Source organism: Arcicella sp. GW458-12-2-14-TSB2 (genome assembly GCF_059423785.1).
Map to the genome: position 1 here is coordinate 1 of NZ_JBWKYN010000109.1, position 19,563 is coordinate 19,563.

The 19,563-nt window shown below is 35.2% G+C and carries 11 protein-coding genes; 9 read left to right on the forward strand and 2 right to left on the reverse strand.

Features of this window, described 5'->3' with window-relative positions:
* Positions 1–164: 164 nt before the first annotated feature.
* Together metG and AC07XN_RS15570 are read right to left on the reverse strand one after the other, a co-directional pair.
* Complete coding sequence (metG, locus tag AC07XN_RS15565) at positions 165–2,198, reverse strand: methionine--tRNA ligase (RefSeq protein ID WP_494743742.1); 2,034 nt, start codon at positions 2,196–2,198, stop codon at positions 165–167.
* A gap of 604 nt (positions 2,199–2,802) precedes the next feature.
* Positions 2,803–4,413 (reverse strand): beta-N-acetylhexosaminidase, encoded by a 1,611-nt coding sequence (locus tag AC07XN_RS15570; protein WP_309924299.1) that lies wholly within the window; start codon positions 4,411–4,413, stop codon positions 2,803–2,805.
* Between the two features lie 263 nt (positions 4,414–4,676).
* On the opposite strand from AC07XN_RS15570, the gene AC07XN_RS15575 reads away from it, so the two are divergent.
* The 9 genes from AC07XN_RS15575 to AC07XN_RS15615 all read left to right on the forward strand — a co-directional run bounded on the left by AC07XN_RS15575 (position 4,677) and on the right by AC07XN_RS15615 (position 19,470).
* The gene (locus AC07XN_RS15575; RefSeq protein ID WP_494743743.1) at positions 4,677–5,042 is read left to right on the forward strand and encodes a VanZ family protein; all 366 of its coding nucleotides are present in this window, start codon (positions 4,677–4,679) and stop codon (positions 5,040–5,042) included.
* Between the two features lie 151 nt (positions 5,043–5,193).
* Complete coding sequence (locus tag AC07XN_RS15580; RefSeq protein ID WP_494743744.1) at positions 5,194–5,850, forward strand: RNA polymerase sigma-70 factor; 657 nt, start codon at positions 5,194–5,196, stop codon at positions 5,848–5,850.
* A 35-nt stretch (positions 5,851–5,885) separates the two neighbouring features.
* Positions 5,886–6,911: a FecR family protein gene (locus tag AC07XN_RS15585; RefSeq protein WP_494743745.1), complete on the forward strand. Its 1,026-nt coding sequence runs from the start codon at positions 5,886–5,888 to the stop codon at positions 6,909–6,911.
* Positions 6,912–7,258: 347 nt separating this feature from the next.
* Positions 7,259–10,603, forward strand: a complete 3,345-nt coding sequence (locus tag AC07XN_RS15590) for a SusC/RagA family TonB-linked outer membrane protein (protein ID WP_494743746.1) — start codon at positions 7,259–7,261, stop codon at positions 10,601–10,603.
* Between the two features lie 13 nt (positions 10,604–10,616).
* Complete coding sequence (locus AC07XN_RS15595; RefSeq protein WP_494743747.1) at positions 10,617–12,161, forward strand: RagB/SusD family nutrient uptake outer membrane protein; 1,545 nt, start codon at positions 10,617–10,619, stop codon at positions 12,159–12,161.
* 96 nt (positions 12,162–12,257) lie between these two features.
* Positions 12,258–13,577 (forward strand): SusE domain-containing protein, encoded by a 1,320-nt coding sequence (locus tag AC07XN_RS15600; RefSeq protein ID WP_494743748.1) that lies wholly within the window; start codon positions 12,258–12,260, stop codon positions 13,575–13,577.
* 79 nt (positions 13,578–13,656) lie between these two features.
* Complete coding sequence (locus tag AC07XN_RS15605; RefSeq protein WP_494743749.1) at positions 13,657–15,519, forward strand: glycoside hydrolase family 13 protein; 1,863 nt, start codon at positions 13,657–13,659, stop codon at positions 15,517–15,519.
* A gap of 446 nt (positions 15,520–15,965) precedes the next feature.
* Positions 15,966–17,732, forward strand: coding sequence for a tetratricopeptide repeat-containing sensor histidine kinase (locus AC07XN_RS15610; protein ID WP_494743750.1), 1,767 nt, complete (start codon positions 15,966–15,968; stop codon positions 17,730–17,732).
* Positions 17,725–19,470 carry an OmpL47-type beta-barrel domain-containing protein gene (locus tag AC07XN_RS15615; RefSeq protein ID WP_494743751.1) on the forward strand — a complete coding sequence of 582 codons (1,746 nt, stop codon included), beginning with the start codon at positions 17,725–17,727 and terminating at the stop codon, positions 19,468–19,470. Before AC07XN_RS15610 ends, AC07XN_RS15615 begins: the two co-directional genes overlap by 8 nt.
* The last annotated feature ends 93 nt before the right edge of the window (positions 19,471–19,563 follow it).

Below are 19,563 nucleotides of genomic sequence, written 5' to 3' on the forward strand. Positions count from 1 at the left end.
GTCCTTATTTTATTTTTAAGTATTTCCTAAATTTATTTTAAATTTAAAGAAGATTAAGTGAGTATATTTCTCTATTATTTCACGATACTATACTTAATCCCTCTTCAAAAAAATAGCCCCGATTCAAGAATCGAGGCTAGTAATACTAAGGTATAAATTTGGGGTTAGGCTACTGTTCCTCCATCCCAAACTTTTTTACTAGGTTGAACAAAAGCCAAAGAACCATCTTTGTCTTCTGCCATCAGAATCATTCCTTCAGATTCCATCCCCATCATTTTTCTAGGGGCAAGGTTTGCCAAAAAGCTCACTTGCTGACCAATGATGTTTTCTGGTTGAAAATGTTCACCGATACCACTCAAAATAGTTCTTTGCTTAATACCATCTTCAATTTTCAATTTCAATAACTTTTTACTTTTAGCTACTTTCTCTGCTTCAATGATAGTGCCGATACGAATATCCATTTTGGCAAAATCATCATATTGAATTTCCTCTTTCAAGGGTGTTACTTCTTTACCTGCTAAAAGATTCAGTTGTTTAGCATCTTCTAATTTTTGCACTTGTGCTGCTACCGTAGCATCTTCTACTTTCTCAAACAAAAGACCTACGTTTGTTACAGCTTGTCCTTCCGCCAATAAATCTGCACGCCCAGCTTCACTCCAACCGAAGGCTCCAGTATTTAAAATCGTACGAATTTTTTCAGCAGTGAATGGCAAGAAAGGCTCAGCTACAATAGAAAGATTGGCCGCAATCTGCAAACCAATATTTAGGATAGTACCAGTACGTTCAACATCAGTTTTAATTACTTTCCAAGGTTCTGTATCTGCCAAGTATTTGTTTCCTAAACGCGCTACATCCATCATCAGAGCCAAAGCCTCACGGAAACGATAATTAGCGATAGAATCACCAATCTTTGCAGGCATATCTGCTAAAGTAGCTAATACTTGTTTATCGTAATCGTTCAACGCTCCTTGCTTGGGTACTTTACCTTCAAAATTCTTTTCGGTAAGTACTACTGCACGGTTGATGAAGTTCCCAAAAATACCTACTAATTCAGAATTATTACGAATTTGGAAATCGCTCCAAGTAAAATCTGAATCTTTAGTTTCTGGTGCAGACGCCGCCAAAACATAACGTAGAATATCTTGTTTACCTTCAAACTCACGCAAATATTCATGTAACCAAACTGCCCAGTTGCGTGATGTCGATATTTTATCACCTTCCAGATTCATAAATTCATTCGCAGGTACATTGTCTGCTAAAATAAATCTACCATCAGCCATACACATAGCAGGGAAAATCAAACAGTGGAAAACGATATTATCTTTCCCGATGAAATGCACTAAGCGAGTATCTTCGTCTTTCCAATATTTCTCCCAATCTTCAGTCAATTCTTTGGTCATGGAAATATAACCTATCGGAGCATCAAACCAAACGTACATTACTTTACCTTCGGTATCGGGCAGAGGTACTTTAATGCCCCAATCCAAATCACGCGTCATGGCACGTGGCTTTAAACCATCATTTAACCACGACTTTACTTGTCCCATTACGTTGGTTTTCCATTCTGGATGACTTTCAACATACTTTTCTAAAGCAGGTTGCATAACATCTAAAGGCAAATACCAGTTTTTTGTTTCTTTCATGACGGGTTTTTCACCACTTAATGCCGAACGAGGATTGATTAATTCTGTAGGTGAAAGCGTTGAACCGCAACGTTCACATTGGTCACCATAAGCATTTTCATTTCCACATTTAGGACAAGTACCAATGATATAACGATCAGCCAAGAAAGTCTGTGCTTTTTCATCATAATACTGTTCTGTAGTTTCCTCCACGAACTGCCCTTTATCATAGATATTTTTAAAAATATCTTGCGACATATCATGGTGTACTTTGTTGGAAGTTCTAGAATAAATATCAAACGAAATCCCAAATTCTTCAAAAGAATCTTTGATGATTCCATAGTATTTATCTACTACTTCCTGAGGGGTAACACCTTCTTTTTTGGCTTTAATCGTAATGGGTACTCCATGTTCGTCTGTTCCTGAGATAAACTTTACGTCTTGTCCAGTAGCACGTAAATAACGTACATAAATATCTGCTGGCAGATAGCAACCAGCGATGTGTCCGATATGAATAGGGCCGTTAGCATAAATCAAGGCTGCTGTAACGGTGGTTCTTTTGAATGGTTTGCTCATAAAATTTGTATCGAGTGAACTAAAACGTTCATTGCCGTTTTATAATATTATAAAACTTTAAATAAGAGTAATTGCAAAAATAGCTTGTTTGCTAAATAGTATTTTTCTTTAGAAAGACCTTACTTTTCTTCACTAGGCGTGCCCGTCAGACACAAGAAAAGTAACCGAAACGGTGGACTTCAAAAGAAATTAAAGAAATTTCAATCGCATTGGCGAACAAACTCACTTCGCTCAAACAGCAGAATTTCATCAAATGCTAACGCCAGATTAATCTAAAACATTGGTTTATAGATTTTTAAAAAATAAACGTACAATAAATATCTATATTTATCATTTAAGTTCGCAAAGTTATAAAAATAGCAATGGGCGTACTAATTTTAGCGAGCGGATTTTGGATGTGAATAAGAGCTTTCGCGCTTCAGCTATCAGCTATCATTTCAAATCGATTTGCAAAAATAAATCCGATTGTTAAAAGCCAAGGCTAATAACAATCGGATTAGTAATAATCTATGATAAATAAAATTGGATAATATACTCTCTATTATTGTTTTCTATTCAAAAACCTAAACGGCAAATCCGACATCTGGAACCCAATATCCGAAAGCTATTTTACACTCAAAAAGCCTTTAGCATAATTTACTTTTAGTTTATCAAGGCGTTCAACGTGTGTTTTCAAACGTTTTGTAAAGTCAGCATAATTTTTTGAAGCACTTGGCGACCATGCTACTTCTGCTACAGCGCAAGCTCTTGGGAAAACCATATATTCAATATAATTAGATGTTTCCATGTACTCCGTCCAAACGTTTGCCTGAATACCCAAAATAAACTTTTGCTGTTCGGCAGTCAGTTCTTTTGGTGCTGGTTCATAACTATATACTTTTTCTAATGGCAAGAAACCACCAATCGCTAATGGCTCTGTTTTAGGGTCAGCCTGATAATGATCTAAGTATAAATAAGAACCAGGCGTCATAATTACATCATGATTTTCTTTTGCAGCAGCAATTCCCCCTTCTTCGCCTCTCCAAGACATTACTGTAGCATTTGGCGACAAACCACCTTCCAGAATTTCATCCCAACCAATCATCTTTCTACCTTTTGAAGTAATGAATTTATCAATTCTGCGGATGAAATAACTTTGTAATTCATGCTCATCTTTCAAGCCTTCACGTTTCATTAAATCCTGACAAAAGCGACTCACTTTCCATTGTTCTTTTGGGCATTCATCACCCCCGATGTGAATATACTGACCAGGGAAGAGTGCCATTACTTCTGTAAGCACATTTTCTAAGAAAGTAAAAGTTTCTTCTCTTGGTGCAAAAACATCTTCAGAAACACCCCAAGTGGTGTGTACCTGATAAATTTTATCTGGGTTACAGCCTAATTCTGGATAAGCAGCCAAAGCAGCTTGTGCATGACCCGGCATTTCAATTTCAGGCACTATGTTAACATACTTCGTTTTGGCATAAGCTACTACTTCTTTTATTTCATCTTGTGTGTAAAACCCGCCATAAGGTTTGCCATCATATTTACCAGAACCATAACGGCCCACTAACGTTTGTTTTCTAATCGAACCAATTTGTGTTAATTTAGGGTATTTTTTTATTTCAATTCTCCAACCTTGGTCTTCTGTTAAGTGCCAGTGGAATGTATTGAATTTGTGCAAAGCAATTAAATCAATGTATTTTTTCACAAAAGAAACAGGGAAAAAATGACGACCTACGTCTAAATGCAACCCACGATAAACATAACGTGGAGCATCTTCAATTGTACAGTTTGGAACGGTTAATTTTATTCCTTCAACCTTTGCTTCACTGAACACTTGTGTTGGTAATAATTGTAATAAAGTTTGTACACCATAAAATGCACCTTTAGCTGTTTTTGCTGCAATGATTACCTGTTTCGAGCTAGCCTTTAAAGTATATGCTTCATCCCCTAATTGGGCATTTTTTACAAATTGAATAGCCGAGCTAGCTAACCCATTTTCTTTAATAACTACTTTCTTATTAGAACCAGCCACCAAATTCAATTGCTCATTCAAGAAATTAGCGACATCTTTGAATTCAGAAGTTGAAACAATACTTGTATTTTTGCCTACTACAAACTCTCCTGTTTGAGGAATTAGTTTTTGAGGAACAGGAATGATATTGTACTGATTTTGGGCAAAAGTCGTCAATGAGAAAGTCAAAAGCGACAGATAAATAAAGAGTTTTTTCATTATTAAATTTTATGAGTAAATATTAAAAACCATATTTCCTTTCAAAAGTAAAGTAAAAAATGACAAAAATAAAAGTTCTTATAGGCTAATTGGTTAATTATTTTATTGAAAAAGCAATATATTTCCGACTTAATGAAAAATATTACATTTTTAATCCTTTCTATTAGCTGTTGACTTAAGTCACCAGCTAATAGAAAGGATTTTTTAAATTTTAAATAGCTCTCCTAAAAAGACCGCAAACGATAGTTTTTGTAAATTTGTGCATGAAAACTATCACAACACTCCTGCATTATAAACCTTTGTCCATTATCTGGACAATCATCATTTTAATACTTTGCTCTTTACCAAGTAAAAACATTCCGACAGATGTTGTCATGGTAAACGATAAAGCGAATCATTTCATCGCTTTTGCTGGGTTTACTTTTCTTTGGCTTTTTCATAGCAAACAAGCGTGGAAAATTATTCTTTTAGGATTTCTTTATGGAATTCTAATTGAGTTTTGGCAAGCTATTTTACCAAAAGAATTTAATAGAAGTTTTGATTGGTTTGATACGGTAGCTGATGGAATTGGCGGAATTATTGGATATTTTATTTGGCTGATTTTCAATAAATTAAGTACAATAAAATGATATATTTGAAGAATATTGATTTTTTTTTGAATTTAACTAAGGGTATCTACCCTTTTTTTTGTCTATGCTCTTAATTGAATTATTTTAATAGAATATTATACAATTAAAATACATTTCATCAACAATCTCAAGGAAATTTCCTTTTAAAATTATGCTAGAAAATATATCATCTGAATCAACAAATAATTTTCTCAAAACTCAGGCTTTTCAAGCACCTGAGACTGGGAAAATTATGGATGATGAATTCTTTATCAAACAAACTTTCAACCAAGACCCTAAAAAGGGGTTTGAGTTGTTATACAATCGTTATTATAAGCCTCTTTGTAGTCATGCTGTAAGGTTTGTTTATTCAAAAGATGTGGCGGAAGATATTATTGCAGAAATCTTTTACAACATCTGGAAAAACCAAGTTTTCTTACACATCACTACTTCTTTCCGTGCCTATTTGTTTACAGCCGTTAGAAATCGCTGTTTTTTATATTTACAACAAGAACAAGGCAATAAATCTTTTGCCTTTGATAATTCCGATTTACAGTTTCCAGAGTCGAACGTCTCGCCAGACCAAATGCTCTTTTATGATGACTTGCAAAAACAAATTGAGCAAGCCATCGCCCAATTACCGCCACAATGCCAAAAAGTATTTTTGATGAACCGTTTTGAAGGCAAAAAGTATAAAGAAATTGCTGATGAACTACAATTGGCTACGAAGACCATTGAGGCACATATCAACAAAGCACTTGTACATTTAAGAGATGTTGTCCTGAATAATCCTTCTTTATTCGGACTGATTCTGACATTTTTTATCTAAGAGCCTCAAACACTACCTTACAAATCATCAACGATATGACGACGCTTAGCAAAAATATTTTATTTGAACACTTCGCAGGAAGAACAAGCCCCTTGCAAAAGAAAATGATTGCAGATTGGCTTAACAATCCTGAAAATAAAGAGGTGTATTATAAATGGTTAGAAGAATACGAAAACGAATACCCACAAATACTGGCTGATAAAGACAAGGCTAAGGCATTTTTTTTTCAAAAAATATATAGTGAATCAGACATTGATGTTCAAGAAGCTCTAGAAAGCCAGTACGATTCGATAGAAGAAAAAAGTATTTGGCAAAGGGCTTGGTTTAAATGGGCAAGTGCTGCCGTGATTTTAATGTTTTCGGGCTTGACTTTATATTTCCAACGTGACCATCTGATTTATCAAGAGTATCGTACTGCTTATGGTGAAACGCAATCTATTAGTTTGCCTGATGGCAGTAATGTTACATTAAATGCTAATTCAACTTTAAAACTAAAGCGATTCGGCTTTGGCAATGAGGCTATCAGAGAAGTTTTTTTAGACGGTGAAGCTGAGTTTTCGGTAAAACATACTATTAATAATCAGAAGTTTATCGTAAGGACTTCTCAAAAATTAGAAGTAGAGGTACTAGGTACAGAATTTAGTGTTTTTGCTAGGAATCGTGGTTCAAAAGTAGTTTTGAGCAAAGGTAAAGTAAAGGTAAATTTTTTGAATGGCACTGAAAAACGTTATATCATGATGAAGCCAGGCGACTTGGTGTCATTAGATAAAATGGGGAAGTCGGAAATCAAGGCTGTAAAAAATGTCAATTCTTATACTGCTTGGAAAGTTCACCGCTTTGTTTTTGATGATACTTCTTTGGAGGAAATCTCTTATCAAATCGCTGAAATGTTTGGTGTACAAATTAAAATGAACTCGCAAGAATTAGCGAATCGTACGGTAACAGGCACTTTTAGTGCGGACAAGGCGGATGATTTAATCTCTATTCTACAAGAATTACTCAATTTACAATATCAGAAAAATAGCGACGGAACGGTGGTGCTTTCTGAGATTTATGAGTAAGGGGAGACTTTAGGACTGGAAGATTTTAAGACATAAGATTTTTAGACTTTAGACGCTAGACTTAGGACTGGAGGACTTTAGGACTGGAGGATTTTAGACTAGAGGACTTTAAGATATAAAAGATATTTTATAAAAATCAGCGAAAATCGGCGTATTAAATCTCCATAAATCAGCGGGTAAAAAAAGACAAAAGATTTAAAAGAATTTTAAAAGAACATAAACAAAAATCAAAATTATTGAATTGTGGATTAGATAAAAAAACAATCACTAAATCACAACTCACTCATTCACAACTAAAAAACAGTCTTACAAAAGTAATTTCCATTAACCAACATTTTTAAAAACACATGAAAAAACGAGTATTTCGATTAGTGATAATCGGAGGAATGGTAACTGCATTTAGTTACCTACCCCATCCGTTATCTGCGCAAGCTTTGGCATATGCCCAAAACAAGCCTAAAGTTGAAAGAAGCCCTGAGACTTCGTCAACAATGAAACTACGTGATGCTATTCTTTCTCTAAAGAATCAATTTAATGTTGATATTCTTTTTGAAGAAAAAACACTTTCGGGCATTTCCGTTCTGCAAGAAAATGTACGTACTAGTAAAAGTCTGGAGCAGTCATTGGAAGCTTTATTAGCACCAAATGGTTTAGCTTTCAAGAAAGTTCGCAAAAATACTTACTTGATTTTTGGAAAAAAGTCAGAGGGCAGTACGCAGACAAAAATCGCTTCAAATGAAAAAAATCTATCTTCCAATATGGAAGGGAATGATTTAAAAGAGAACAATTCCATTTCAGAAGTAAACCTATCTGCTACAGCCGAACAAACAGTTACAGGCAAAGTAGCAGATGACAAAGGTAGTCCGCTTCCAGGAGCATCTGTGGCCATTAAAGGTACAACCAGAGGTGTAACCACTAATACGAATGGAGAGTTTAGTATCACCGTTCCAAACGAGCAAGCTGTTTTGGTAGTAAGTTTTATCGGTTTTTTACCCCAAGAAATCACCGTTGGCAACAAAACCGCTATCAATGTTACCTTGAAAGAAGACTTAAAAACATTGACAGAAGTAGTGGTAGTGGGTTATGGTAGTCAAAAGAAAAAGGATTTAACAGGTTCAATCACCAGCATTACTTCCGCTGATTTTGTAAAAGGGAACATTGCTACTCCTGAACAATTAATTACAGGTAAATTGGCAGGTGTACAAATTACATCCAACGGTGGAGCACCCGGTTCAGCCAGTCAGATTCGTATTCGTGGAGGTTCCTCTCTAAGTGCTAGTAACGACCCATTGATTGTAATTGATGGAGTACCGTTAGACAATGCCGAAGTAAAAGGTTCAGCCAACCCATTGAGTTTTATCAATCCAAACGATATTGAATCATTCAACGTATTGAAAGATGCGTCAGCTACTGCTATTTATGGTTCACGTGCTTCAAACGGTGTAATTATCATTACTACCAAAAAGGGAACGAAGAAAGATAAATTCAATGTGAATTTCAGTTCGATGTTCTCGGCGGGGGTAAAAACTAAAAATGTAGACGTACTTACTGCCGATCAGTTCAGAGAAGTGGTGAATGCCCGAGGTACGGAATCTCAGAAAGCTTTACTAGGAACAGCCAATACTAACTGGCAAGATTTAATCTATCGCACTGCATTAAGCAACGATAATAATTTAAGTATTACAGGTGTTTTGAAAGACATTCCTTACCGAGTATCAGTTGGTCATACCAACCAAAACGGTATTTTATTGACTTCTGGTTTAGAAAGAACATCTGGTTCATTTGGTATCAGCCCGATGTTGTTCAACAATAGTTTGAAAATCGATGTAAACGTAAAAGCCTCTTCAACAAAAAGCAATTTCGCTGATGAAGGTGCAATTGGTTCAGCCATTGGTTTTGACCCAACACAACCTGCTTATGTTGAAAATCAAAAGTACGGTGGCTATTTTAACTGGTTAGAAAGCAATGGTAATATTGTGTCGTTGGCACCTTCTAACCCATTGTCTTTATTAAATTTAAAAAGTAATAAAGCTACGGTAAATCGTATCATTGCCAACATCCAGTTTGACTATAAATTCCCATTCTTACCAGCATTAAAAGCTAACTGGAACTTAGGCTTAGACCGCTCGAATACGGATGGTAAAGAATCTGCATCAAACTTGGTGTCAGCCAACTTATATACTAACAGAGGTTCGACAGGATATTATACGCAGAGTCGTAATAATTTCACTAACCAGTTTTATTTAAACTATGTGAAAGAGTTTACAAACCAGACTGTCAACGTAATGGCAGGGGTTGAAAACCAAGGTTTTGTAAGAGAAGAAGAAAATGGTACAACATTCGGAAACCCTGATGTAACAAGCACGAAATCATATTTCAAAACGGATTATGCCTTGTTATCATACTTCGGTCGTTTGAATTATGCTTTGGCTAACAAGTATTTAGCAACGTTTACACTTCGTCGTGATGGTTCATCTCGTTTTGCGGAAAATAACCGTTGGGGTACATTCCCGTCGGCTGCTTTGGCTTGGAAAATCAATAACGAATTTAAAGACAGCCAGACTTTTACAGACTTAAAACTTCGTTTAGGCTGGGGTATTACGGGTCAGCAAGATATTTCTTCGGGCGACTATCCGTACTTAAATGCTTATACGCCAAGTCAGGGTATTCAATATCAATTGGGTAATACTTTTTATACCTTGCTACGCCCGAATGCTTATGACCCTAATATCAAATGGGAACAAACAGAATCTACTAACATTGGGTTAGATTTTGGTTTGAAAAAATCACGTCTTTCTGGTAGCATTGATTTATACAAAAAAGTTACTTCTGATTTGATTAATGAAATTGATGTAGCGGCTGGAACCAACTTTAGTAATAAAGTAGTAACCAACGTTGGTTCATTAGAAACCAAAGGGATTGAAGTAATTTTAAACTATACGCCTGTTTTGACTGAGAATTTCAATTGGGATATTAGTGCCAACTTTACTTATAATCAAAGAAAAATCACGGCCTTGACTAAAGTGGATAACCCTAGTTATGTAGGTGTATTAGTAGGTGGCATTGAAGGCGGTACGGGAAATACCATACAGGTACATTCTACTGGTTATGTGCCAAATGCTTTCTTTGTTTACAAACAAGTATATGATGCTAGTGGCAAACCATTAGAAGGCGTTTTTGAAGATTTAAACGGAGATGGTAAAATCACAGATTTAGACCGTTATCGTTATAAAGGAGCTGCGCCAAACTATTTATTTGGCTTTACATCGCAGATGACCTACAAAAAAGCAAGCTTTGGATTTGTGCTACGTTCGAATGTGGGCAATTATGCTTACAATAACATTTTCTCAAACAGAGGTATCTATTCTAACCTTTTCAACACTGGTTTCAATAGCAATTTATCTACCAATGTGTTAGAAACTGGCTTTAAGACAGGTACGGTAGAAACCCGTATGTCTGATTATTACATTCAAAATGCTTCATTCTTGAGAATGGATAATATCAACTTAGGCTACAATTTAAGTGATATTATCAAAATCAAAAATGTAAGAGCGCAATTATCATTTATTGTACAAAATGTATTTGTTATTACAAATTACAAAGGATTGGATCCAGAATTAAGAGACGGAATTGGCAACCAAGTATATCCAAGACCGCGTACTTATTCTTTGGGCTTAAATGTTAATTTTTAATTAGAAAATCATCATGAAACATATATTTAAAAACGTATTAACCGCAGCAATTCTTTGTTTTTCATTGAATTCTTGCAAAGAGTTGGATACTGTGCCGTATGTAGGACAGGTATCAGAATTAGTATATAAAGACCCTGCCAACTATAAACTTATCTTAGCTAAAATGTACGCTGGTCTAGCGGCATCAGGATTGAAAAATGGCGATAACGATGTTGATTTAAAAGGATATGACGGCGGTTCGCAAAGTTATATGCGTGCTTACTGGTATTTACAGGAATTTACGACTGACGAATTGGTTTGTAGATGGAATGACCCAGGTGTACCTGATTTACATGCGATGAACTGGACGGCAGCCAACTCTTTTTCAGCGGCTTTCTATTCTCGTATTTTGTTTCAAGTAGCCGTTTCTAATGAATTCTTGCGTGAAACAACAGATGCAAAATTGAGTAGCCGTGGCGTAACTAATACGCAAGATATTAAGAACTACCGTGCTGAAGCTCGTTTCCTTCGTGCATTGGCTTATTCTCATGCGATTGATTTATACGGTAATGTTCCATTGATTACTGAAAATGAGCAAGTAGGTGCTACGTTACCAAAACAAGCTACCCGTGCTGAATTGTTTGCATATTTGGAATCAGAATTATTGGCTTTGGATGCCGAATTGCCTGCCCCAAAAACCAACGAATATGGTAGAGCCGACAAAGCTGCTGCATGGATGACCCTAGCAAAATTATATTTGAATGCTGAAGTATATATTGGTCAAAAGAAATATACAGAGGCTGCTGCTATTGCCAAAAAAGTAATTGATGCTGGTTATACGCTTGCTAGTAATTACAGAACTAATTTCTTGGCAGATAATAATACGTCTAAAGAGATTATTTTCAGTATCAATTTTGATGGTAACGAAACACAAACTTATGGCGTAACTACTTTGGCGATTAATGGTTCGATAGGTGGAGCAATGAATCCTGCTGACTATGGAACTGAACAAAAATGGGCAGGTTTCCGTACTACCAAACAATTGGTGAATCTATTCGATGACAAAGCCGACAAAAGAGCACTTTTCTACACAAATGGTCAACAATTGGAAATCGATGAGTTCAGTACTTTTGAAAATGGTTATGCGGTAGTGAAGTTTTCTAACTTAACAAGTACAGGTGTAAAAGGTAAAAATGCGTTATATGCAGATACAGATTTCCCATTGTTCCGCTTGGCAGATGCTTATTTAATGTATGCAGAGGCTGTTACGCGTGGAGGAACGGGCGATAACTCATTGGCATTGAATTTAGTGAACGAACTTCGTAAACGTGCTGGTGCAGGGAATCTTTCAACATTGGCAATAAATGACTTATTGAATGAAAGAGGTCGTGAATTATTCTGGGAAGGACACCGTCGTACAGATTTAATTCGTTTCGGCAAATTCACTTCTGGCTATAACTGGGCTTGGAAAGGTGGTGTAAAAGAAGGTAAAGATGTAGAGGCTTTCCGTACTCTATTCCCTTTGGCTTCTGGCGATATTATTGCTAACCCAACTTTAAAGCAAAATACTGGATATTAATAAAGCTATAAGCAGTAGGCAGTAGGCTTTTTACAGTACTAGCATACAGCCTATAGCCTACCTAAAGCACAACATTTAGACCAATAACATCAAACGATGAAAACGATACAAAAATTATTCCTGATGAGCCTTGTTTTTGTACTGGCTTGGGGATGTAAAAAAGACGAAGAAATAGCGGTATTAGATGCCAATGCTATTCCCGTTGTCACTTTATCATCAAGCAATCTTGTCTTGGATAAAGATAAAGCAGATACCGAAGTATTAACTGTTTCGTGGGCTAATCCCAACTATGGCTTTAAAGCGGCTCCATCTTATACCATATTAATTGATAAAAAGGGTGGCGACTTTACAAAAGCTGTTTCGTTAGTAACAGGAACTGCTTTGAAAAAAGTATTCAAGGCTTCTGAATTAAATGCCATATTATTGGGCTTTGGCTTTTTGCCAGGAGCGGCTAGTGACATTGACATTAAAGTGCAGTCGTCATTAGGAGCATCTACTGTATTGAGTTCTACTACTGGTAGCTTAAAAGCTACCCCCTACTCTGCTAAGCTTGACTTGAGTACTACTTGGGGCGTTGTAGGTAGTGCTGCTAACAATTGGGGGGCAACACCAGATTTGCCTTTCTACAAAACAGATGTAGCTAATGTTTTAGTAGCGTATGTCACTTTGACTGATGGAGAAATTAAGTTCCGTCAGAATAACGACTGGACTGTTAACTTAGGTGGAAGTGCGGGTGTTTTGAGTGCAGGTGGCGACAATATTGCCGTAAAAGCGGGTACTTATAAAATAACATTAAACCCAACAGCCCTTACTTATAAAATCGAGAAATATGCTTGGGGAATTGTAGGAAGTGCAGCCAATGACTGGGGTGCAAAACCAGATTTACCATTAAGTTATGACCCAACCGTTGACCTTTGGACGGGCATTGTTAATTTGATTGACGGAGAAATTAAAATCCGTAAGGACAACGACTGGGGAACAAATTATGGTGGTGCAGGTGGCGTTTTGAAAGAAGGCGGTGATAACATCGCAGTGAAAAAAGGTACTTACCTTATTACGGTTGATTTCAAAAAACTCACTTATACTATTACGAAATATGCTCCTTGGGGAATTGTAGGTGCTGCTACGGCTACAGGCTGGGGCGATAAACCAGACCAGAAATTCACGTATGATTTAAGTACTGAAACGTGGGTATTAAAAGGCGTAGTGTTGAAAGCAGACCAATTCAAATTCAGGTTAAATGATGATTGGGGTACAAACTATGGTACTACAGCCTCAGCAGCTCAATTAATTGGCACAAGCGGTGCTTTAAAATCGGGTGGAGAGAATTTTATTGCAGTGGCTGGTACTTATGATTTTGAGCTCAATCTGAAAGATGCTGCAAATCCTACTTATAAGGCAACTAAAGTAAAATAATTCATAATAAATTTAATACTTAAATCTGCATAGCTTTGCTCATGCAGATTTTTTTTAGCTATTAAATCATACAAATACGATGAAAAAGACATTCCAACTATTTATCTGTTTATGCTTGATGCAAAACGTAGCGGTTGCTCAAGAAAAAATTCAACATATCGAACCCTTGAACTGGTGGGTAGGTATGAAAAATCCTGCTTTACAATTATTAGTTCATGGAAAAAACATGGCTGAATTTACACCTCACATCAATTACAAAGGGGTAACTATTAAAAAAGTCAACAAAGTAGAAAATCCAAATTATCTATTTATCGACCTTTTGATTGCCCCTGAGACAGTAGCAGGCAACGTAAAAATCGTTTTTAAAAACAGTAAAAAAGAATCATTTACGTATAACTACCAATTGTTGAAGAGACAGAGTAAGTCTCCTGAAAGAATAGGGTTTAATAGTAGTGATGTGATGTACATGATTACCCCTGATAGATTTGCTAATGGAAATCCGCTGAACGATAATGTGCCTTTATTCAAAGATAGCCTTAATCGCAAAAATTTAACAGGCAGGCATGGGGGTGATATCGAGGGAATCATTCAGCATTTAGACTATATTCAAAACTTAGGGATGACTGCCCTTTGGATAAATCCATTGGTGGAGAATAACCAACCTAAAACTTCATATCATGGCTATGCCATTACTAATTTCAGCAAAATTGATGCCCGATTCGGAACAAATGAGGATTATGTTCGTCTATCAAAAGAAGCCAAAAAACATGGCATTAAGTTAGTAATGGATATGGTATTGAATCATTGTGGGTCTGAGCATTGGTGGATGAAAGATTTTCCTGCTAAAGATTGGGTAAATTTTCAAGACTCACCAAAAGTAATTTATTCGAGCCATCGACGTGAAAGTCTTCATGACCCCTATGCCGCTCAATATGACATCACCGCGCACAGCGACGGTTGGTTTGACTCAACCATGCCTGACTTGAATCAACGAAATCCATTTATGGCAACTTACTTAATCCAAAACTCAATTTGGTGGGTAGAGTATGCCGACTTGGGTGGTATCAGAATGGATACTTGGCCTTATCCAGACAAAAACTTTATGAGTGTTTGGAGTAAAAGAATGGGTGAAGAATATCCAAACTTTAATATTGTAGGTGAAGAATGGTCATTGAATCCAAGTATTGTGTCAGCATGGCAAAAAGGGAAAGTCAATAAAAATGGATATGTATCGTATCTAAGAAGTTTGATGGACTTCCCAACGAATGCGGCTTTGATTGAAGCCTTGAATACGGACGAAAAAGTTTGGAATCAAGGTTTAGTGAGACTCTATCAGGCTATCGCTAATGATTTTGTATATGCTAACCCGAATGATTTAGTGATTTTCCCTGATAATCATGATATGAGTCGTTTCTTCACCCAACTTCACGAAGATTATAATAAATTCAAAAATGGAATGGTATTTCTGCTGACTACTAGAGGAATCCCTCAGATTTATTATGGGACAGAAATATTAATGACCAATCCGAAAAGTGATGAACATGGAGAAATCAGAAGTGACATGCCTGGTGGTTGGGATGGCGACAAAAAAAATGTATTCACCAATACGAATATGAGTACTGCCGAAACAAATGCTAAAAACTTTGTCAGCACTTTATTAAAATGGCGTAAAAACACGCCTGTGATACATTCAGGGAAATTGAAGCACTTCGCTCCTGAAAATGGATTTTATGTGCAATTCAGGTATAATGATAAGCAAAAAATCATGATTATTCTGAATAAAAACAACGAATCCAAGACATTAGACATGGGTAAATTCAAAGAAATCATTCAGCCAACATTCCAAGCAAAAGATATTCTTAGCAATCAAACTATTGAAGTAAATAATAGCTTGAACATTGCCCCAAATAGCCCAATGATTTTAGAAATTACTGAAAAATAACATCCTTCTTTAGTGCCTATTATTGTCTGGAAGAGCTATTTCAAACAATAATAGGCATCCTTTTAAACACTTCTCTATTTTCATTTTAGTTGATATCATCAGTACTTATGGCATAAAATTTGCTGTTTATTTGAACGTATAAACAATTATAGTATTGTCGTTAACTTATGTTATTTTTAATTCAAAAAAACAGCATGATTATTTGAATTAATTTACATTATCTTTGCAGTTATGAAAATTTCACCAACCAGCTAATTTAAGGTTTTACACTTTGATTTTCAAGAGATTAAGCATCGTCAAATTGATATAAATAACGTTTGTTGCACTAATTATCTAAAAGGTAATTTATCGAAACTAATAAAAAATGAATGACTTAATACTCTTTTTTTACTGTATTAAAGGGCGTTGTTTATTTTAACTTCCTATTATTGACTTTTTGTTCGAGTATGTATCCAATAAAAATATATTGTAGCCTCTTTTTAATTATACTTGTTTCTTTTGGTTTTCAATTGAAGGCGCAGGTATTGCCTTTAAGCCGTTCTGATTCTGGGCGTGTTATACAATTTCAAGCACAATACGAAAATTTTATTGATGTAAATAACTACAAAGAAGCATCAAGAATGATGAATGAAATAGGGTTCATTTATTGGAATTATAACCAATATAAACGAGCCATTCCTTTCTATGAAAAAAGCTTAAATCTAAATATAAAAATTGAAAACAAAAATGGTAGTGCTATGATTCATAACAACTTGGGTATGCTCTATGCTGATGCCGAAGAATATGACAAAGCCTTGTACCATTTTACCCAAACACTGGCTGCCCGACGAGTTCAGAAAGAACCTTACAGCATTATCTCATCATTAATCAACCGTTCTGTTGTTTATAACAATATAAAAAAATATAATCTTGCACTGAATGACCTAGACGAAGCACTGAATTTAGCGAGGGAGTTGAACGATATTAAACAAATGGCGAGTACTTATGCCATGTTGAGCGAAACTTATGAAAAAGCAGGTAATGTAGATGAATCCCTCAAGTATTTCAGTCTTTATAAATCCTTTCATGACCAATTACAAAAAAAGGAAGTAACCAAACTAGCCAGTGACTTAGAAGCCGAAAGTTTGAAAAAACAATTAGCAGAGTCTATGGCTAAAACGAAAGAATTAGAACTAGAGAAAAACGAGATTAAGCTCAAAGAAAGTGGCAAGCAACTTCTGACTGCTAAACAAAAAAATATCAATCTTTATCAGGATCTTACCAATGCTGAAATGATTGTTGGATTGCAAAAAAGAGATTTATTAATAGAAAAGGCAAATGCCGAAGTAGCCCAAGCCCAAAATACAGTACTGGAAAAAGAGAATAAATACATTTTTATCATTACCAGTATTATCATTTTATTTGTCCTTGCTATTGCTACAATTGTTTATTTGAATAATATAAAGATTAAAAAACAAAATGAACAGCTATCTAAGCAAAACCAAGAAATAGCTGAACAAAAAGAGCAATTGACGATTTCAAACGATGTAAAGAATAAGATTTTCTCTATCATTGCACATGACCTTCGTGGACCGATTGCCTCTTTACAAAGCTTCTTTGTGATTATAGAAGAAGATTATTATGACGATATTCCTGAAGATTTGAAAGAAATTTTAAATCAGTTAAAAACCGATAATGCTCAGGTTTCAACAATTTTAGATAATCTTTTGAACTGGGCAAAAACACAAATGGCTGAACTTAAACCAAAGATTCAGACAGTAAATATTCATGATATAGTTGAAGAAAACATTAACTTGCTTCAACGCATTGCTGAAGTAAAAGAGATTGTTCTTATCAATGAAGTACCTGTTGAATTAAAGGCTAGTTCCGATATTGAAATGACCAAAATTGTTATGCGCAATTTGATTCAAAATGCCATCAAATTCACAAAAGCAAGAGGTACTATTAAAATACAAGCTAAGTACAGTGGTGAAAACGCAGAAATCGTAGTAATTGATAGTGGCGTAGGCATGAATGAAGACAAGCTAAAAACATTATTTAATCTTAAAAGTAATAAATCAACCTATGGAACTAACAAAGAAAAAGGTACTGGCTTAGGTTTAGTGCTCTGCAATGATTTTATTAAAATTTGTGGAGGTAAACTTAAAGTTGAAAGCGAATTAAATGTAGGAACCACTATTACCGTAACCTTGAATAAAACAAAAGATGCGTAAACACATAATACTAAACACAATTATTTTGATAGTAATGGCTTTTGCTGCCGTTGCTCAGACTAGCAAGCCTAAACATTATACTGATAGTACTTCAGGTAAATTGTATTGGAACAAGAAGTTACCAGTTTATATCTGGGTATCCACCACTCCCGACCATGCTGAGAAGTTATTGAACAAATCTCCTAATCAAAAATATTCATTTCCTTTCTATTTAGATACTGAAGGGGTAAATTATATCCGTTCAAAAAATGCAATTGATCCAGAAACAAGAGCAGTTGTTGAGCCTCCGCAGGAAGTAAGACTAGAAATCTATGCTGATGGAATTGCACCTGAAACGGGTATTTCTTTATTCAATGGATCTAAGAAATATGTTAATACCGAAGGAAAGATTTTCTATGGGCCTTTTGTAAACTTTAGTTTATCAGCTAGCGATAAAACAAGTGGTGTAGAAACAGTCTTTTATGCCATCAACAACTCTTCCTTTGAAGCATACAAATCTGAAAAGAAAATAGCCACACAAGGCAACTATGTGTTGAAATACTACGCAACTGATAATGTAGGAAATGCTAGTACAATGCAACAAGAAACATTTACAGTTGATAATACACCTCCTTTTACAAACTTGACAGTAAATGGTGTTACTGATGATAAAGTTATTTCATTTACAAGTAAATTATATTTCAATACTGAGGATAGTATTTCTGGGTTGAAAGGCACTTATTATAAATTCGATGATGGAGCGATACAGCCTTATGATGGGAAAAGTATTCCTTTCGCTGTTCTTTCAGAAGGGAAACATACGTTGTATTACTATTCAACGGATAATGTAAACAATCAAGAAAAAGAAAAAAAATTCGATTTCTTCCTAGATAAAAGCTCTCCTTTGATGGCTACAGATATATTAGGAGATAGATTTATTGCCAATAATACTGTTTATTTTTCTGGTAAAACAAAATTGAAACTAACAGCCATAGACAACAAAGTTGGTATTAAGGAAGTAAAATACTCAATTGATAACCAACCGTTTGTTAATTATACTAACCCTTTCTATTTACCAAGTATTTCTGGTATGCATAATATCAGATATTACTCTGTTGATAATTTAAATAATCAAACTACAAGCTTAAACGGAGCGGGTTATGAAGAATTTAAACATAATATCAGCAAAGTGTATGTAGATTTAACAGGGCCAAATCTTCAACATGAAATCATTGGTGATATTGTTACAAGAAGAGATACGATGCTACTTGGCCCTAATAATTTTATCCAGTTAAAAGCAAACGACCCAGAGTCTGGTTTACAAAAAATTACGTATAATTTTGATGGCAAGTTAATTGAGAATGATTATACTAAACCAATCAAGATGACTGAAAAAGGTGTTCATAAGTTTGATTACTATGGATACGATAATGTAAACAATAGAAACTTTGCTTCATTCGTCTTTGTAAGTGATATTGAAGGTCCTGAGCTTTTCACTTTCTGGACAGTTGGCAGTATTAATACGAATAAACAAGGTATTGATATTTACCCATCAACAGTGGGCTTTACGCTGGCAGGAACCGATGTATTGGCTGGTTTAAAATCGATTACTTACAGTATTAATGGACAAGCACCAAAAATCTATCTTAATACGATTGGTGGCTTCAAAGCCAATACTAAATACACTATTAAGATAACAGGTACTGATTATTTAGGTAATCAATCGTTTAAAGAAGTAACATTTATGACTGGTAAATAATGATTATCAAAAATATTAAAACAAACATGAGTCATCCCGAATTTTGGGCAAAATTTGTCCACAAGATATTGTGAATGGCTATTCTTATTCTGT

Excerpts from the sequence above, each read along its gene's own strand:
- metG (WP_494743742.1), bottom strand. The coding sequence starts at position 2,198 with ATGAGCAAACCATTCAAAAGAACCACCGTTACAGCAGCCTTGATTTAT.
- AC07XN_RS15570 (WP_309924299.1), bottom strand. The coding sequence starts at position 4,413 with ATGAAAAAACTCTTTATTTATCTGTCGCTTTTGACTTTCTCATTGACG.
- AC07XN_RS15575 (WP_494743743.1), top strand. The coding sequence starts at position 4,677 with ATGAAAACTATCACAACACTCCTGCATTATAAACCTTTGTCCATTATC.
- AC07XN_RS15580 (WP_494743744.1), top strand. The coding sequence starts at position 5,194 with ATGCTAGAAAATATATCATCTGAATCAACAAATAATTTTCTCAAAACT.
- AC07XN_RS15585 (WP_494743745.1), top strand. The coding sequence starts at position 5,886 with ATGACGACGCTTAGCAAAAATATTTTATTTGAACACTTCGCAGGAAGA.
- AC07XN_RS15590 (WP_494743746.1), top strand. The coding sequence starts at position 7,259 with ATGAAAAAACGAGTATTTCGATTAGTGATAATCGGAGGAATGGTAACT.
- AC07XN_RS15595 (WP_494743747.1), top strand. The coding sequence starts at position 10,617 with ATGAAACATATATTTAAAAACGTATTAACCGCAGCAATTCTTTGTTTT.
- AC07XN_RS15600 (WP_494743748.1), top strand. The coding sequence starts at position 12,258 with ATGAAAACGATACAAAAATTATTCCTGATGAGCCTTGTTTTTGTACTG.
- AC07XN_RS15605 (WP_494743749.1), top strand. The coding sequence starts at position 13,657 with ATGAAAAAGACATTCCAACTATTTATCTGTTTATGCTTGATGCAAAAC.
- AC07XN_RS15610 (WP_494743750.1), top strand. The coding sequence starts at position 15,966 with ATGTATCCAATAAAAATATATTGTAGCCTCTTTTTAATTATACTTGTT.
- AC07XN_RS15615 (WP_494743751.1), top strand. The coding sequence starts at position 17,725 with ATGCGTAAACACATAATACTAAACACAATTATTTTGATAGTAATGGCT.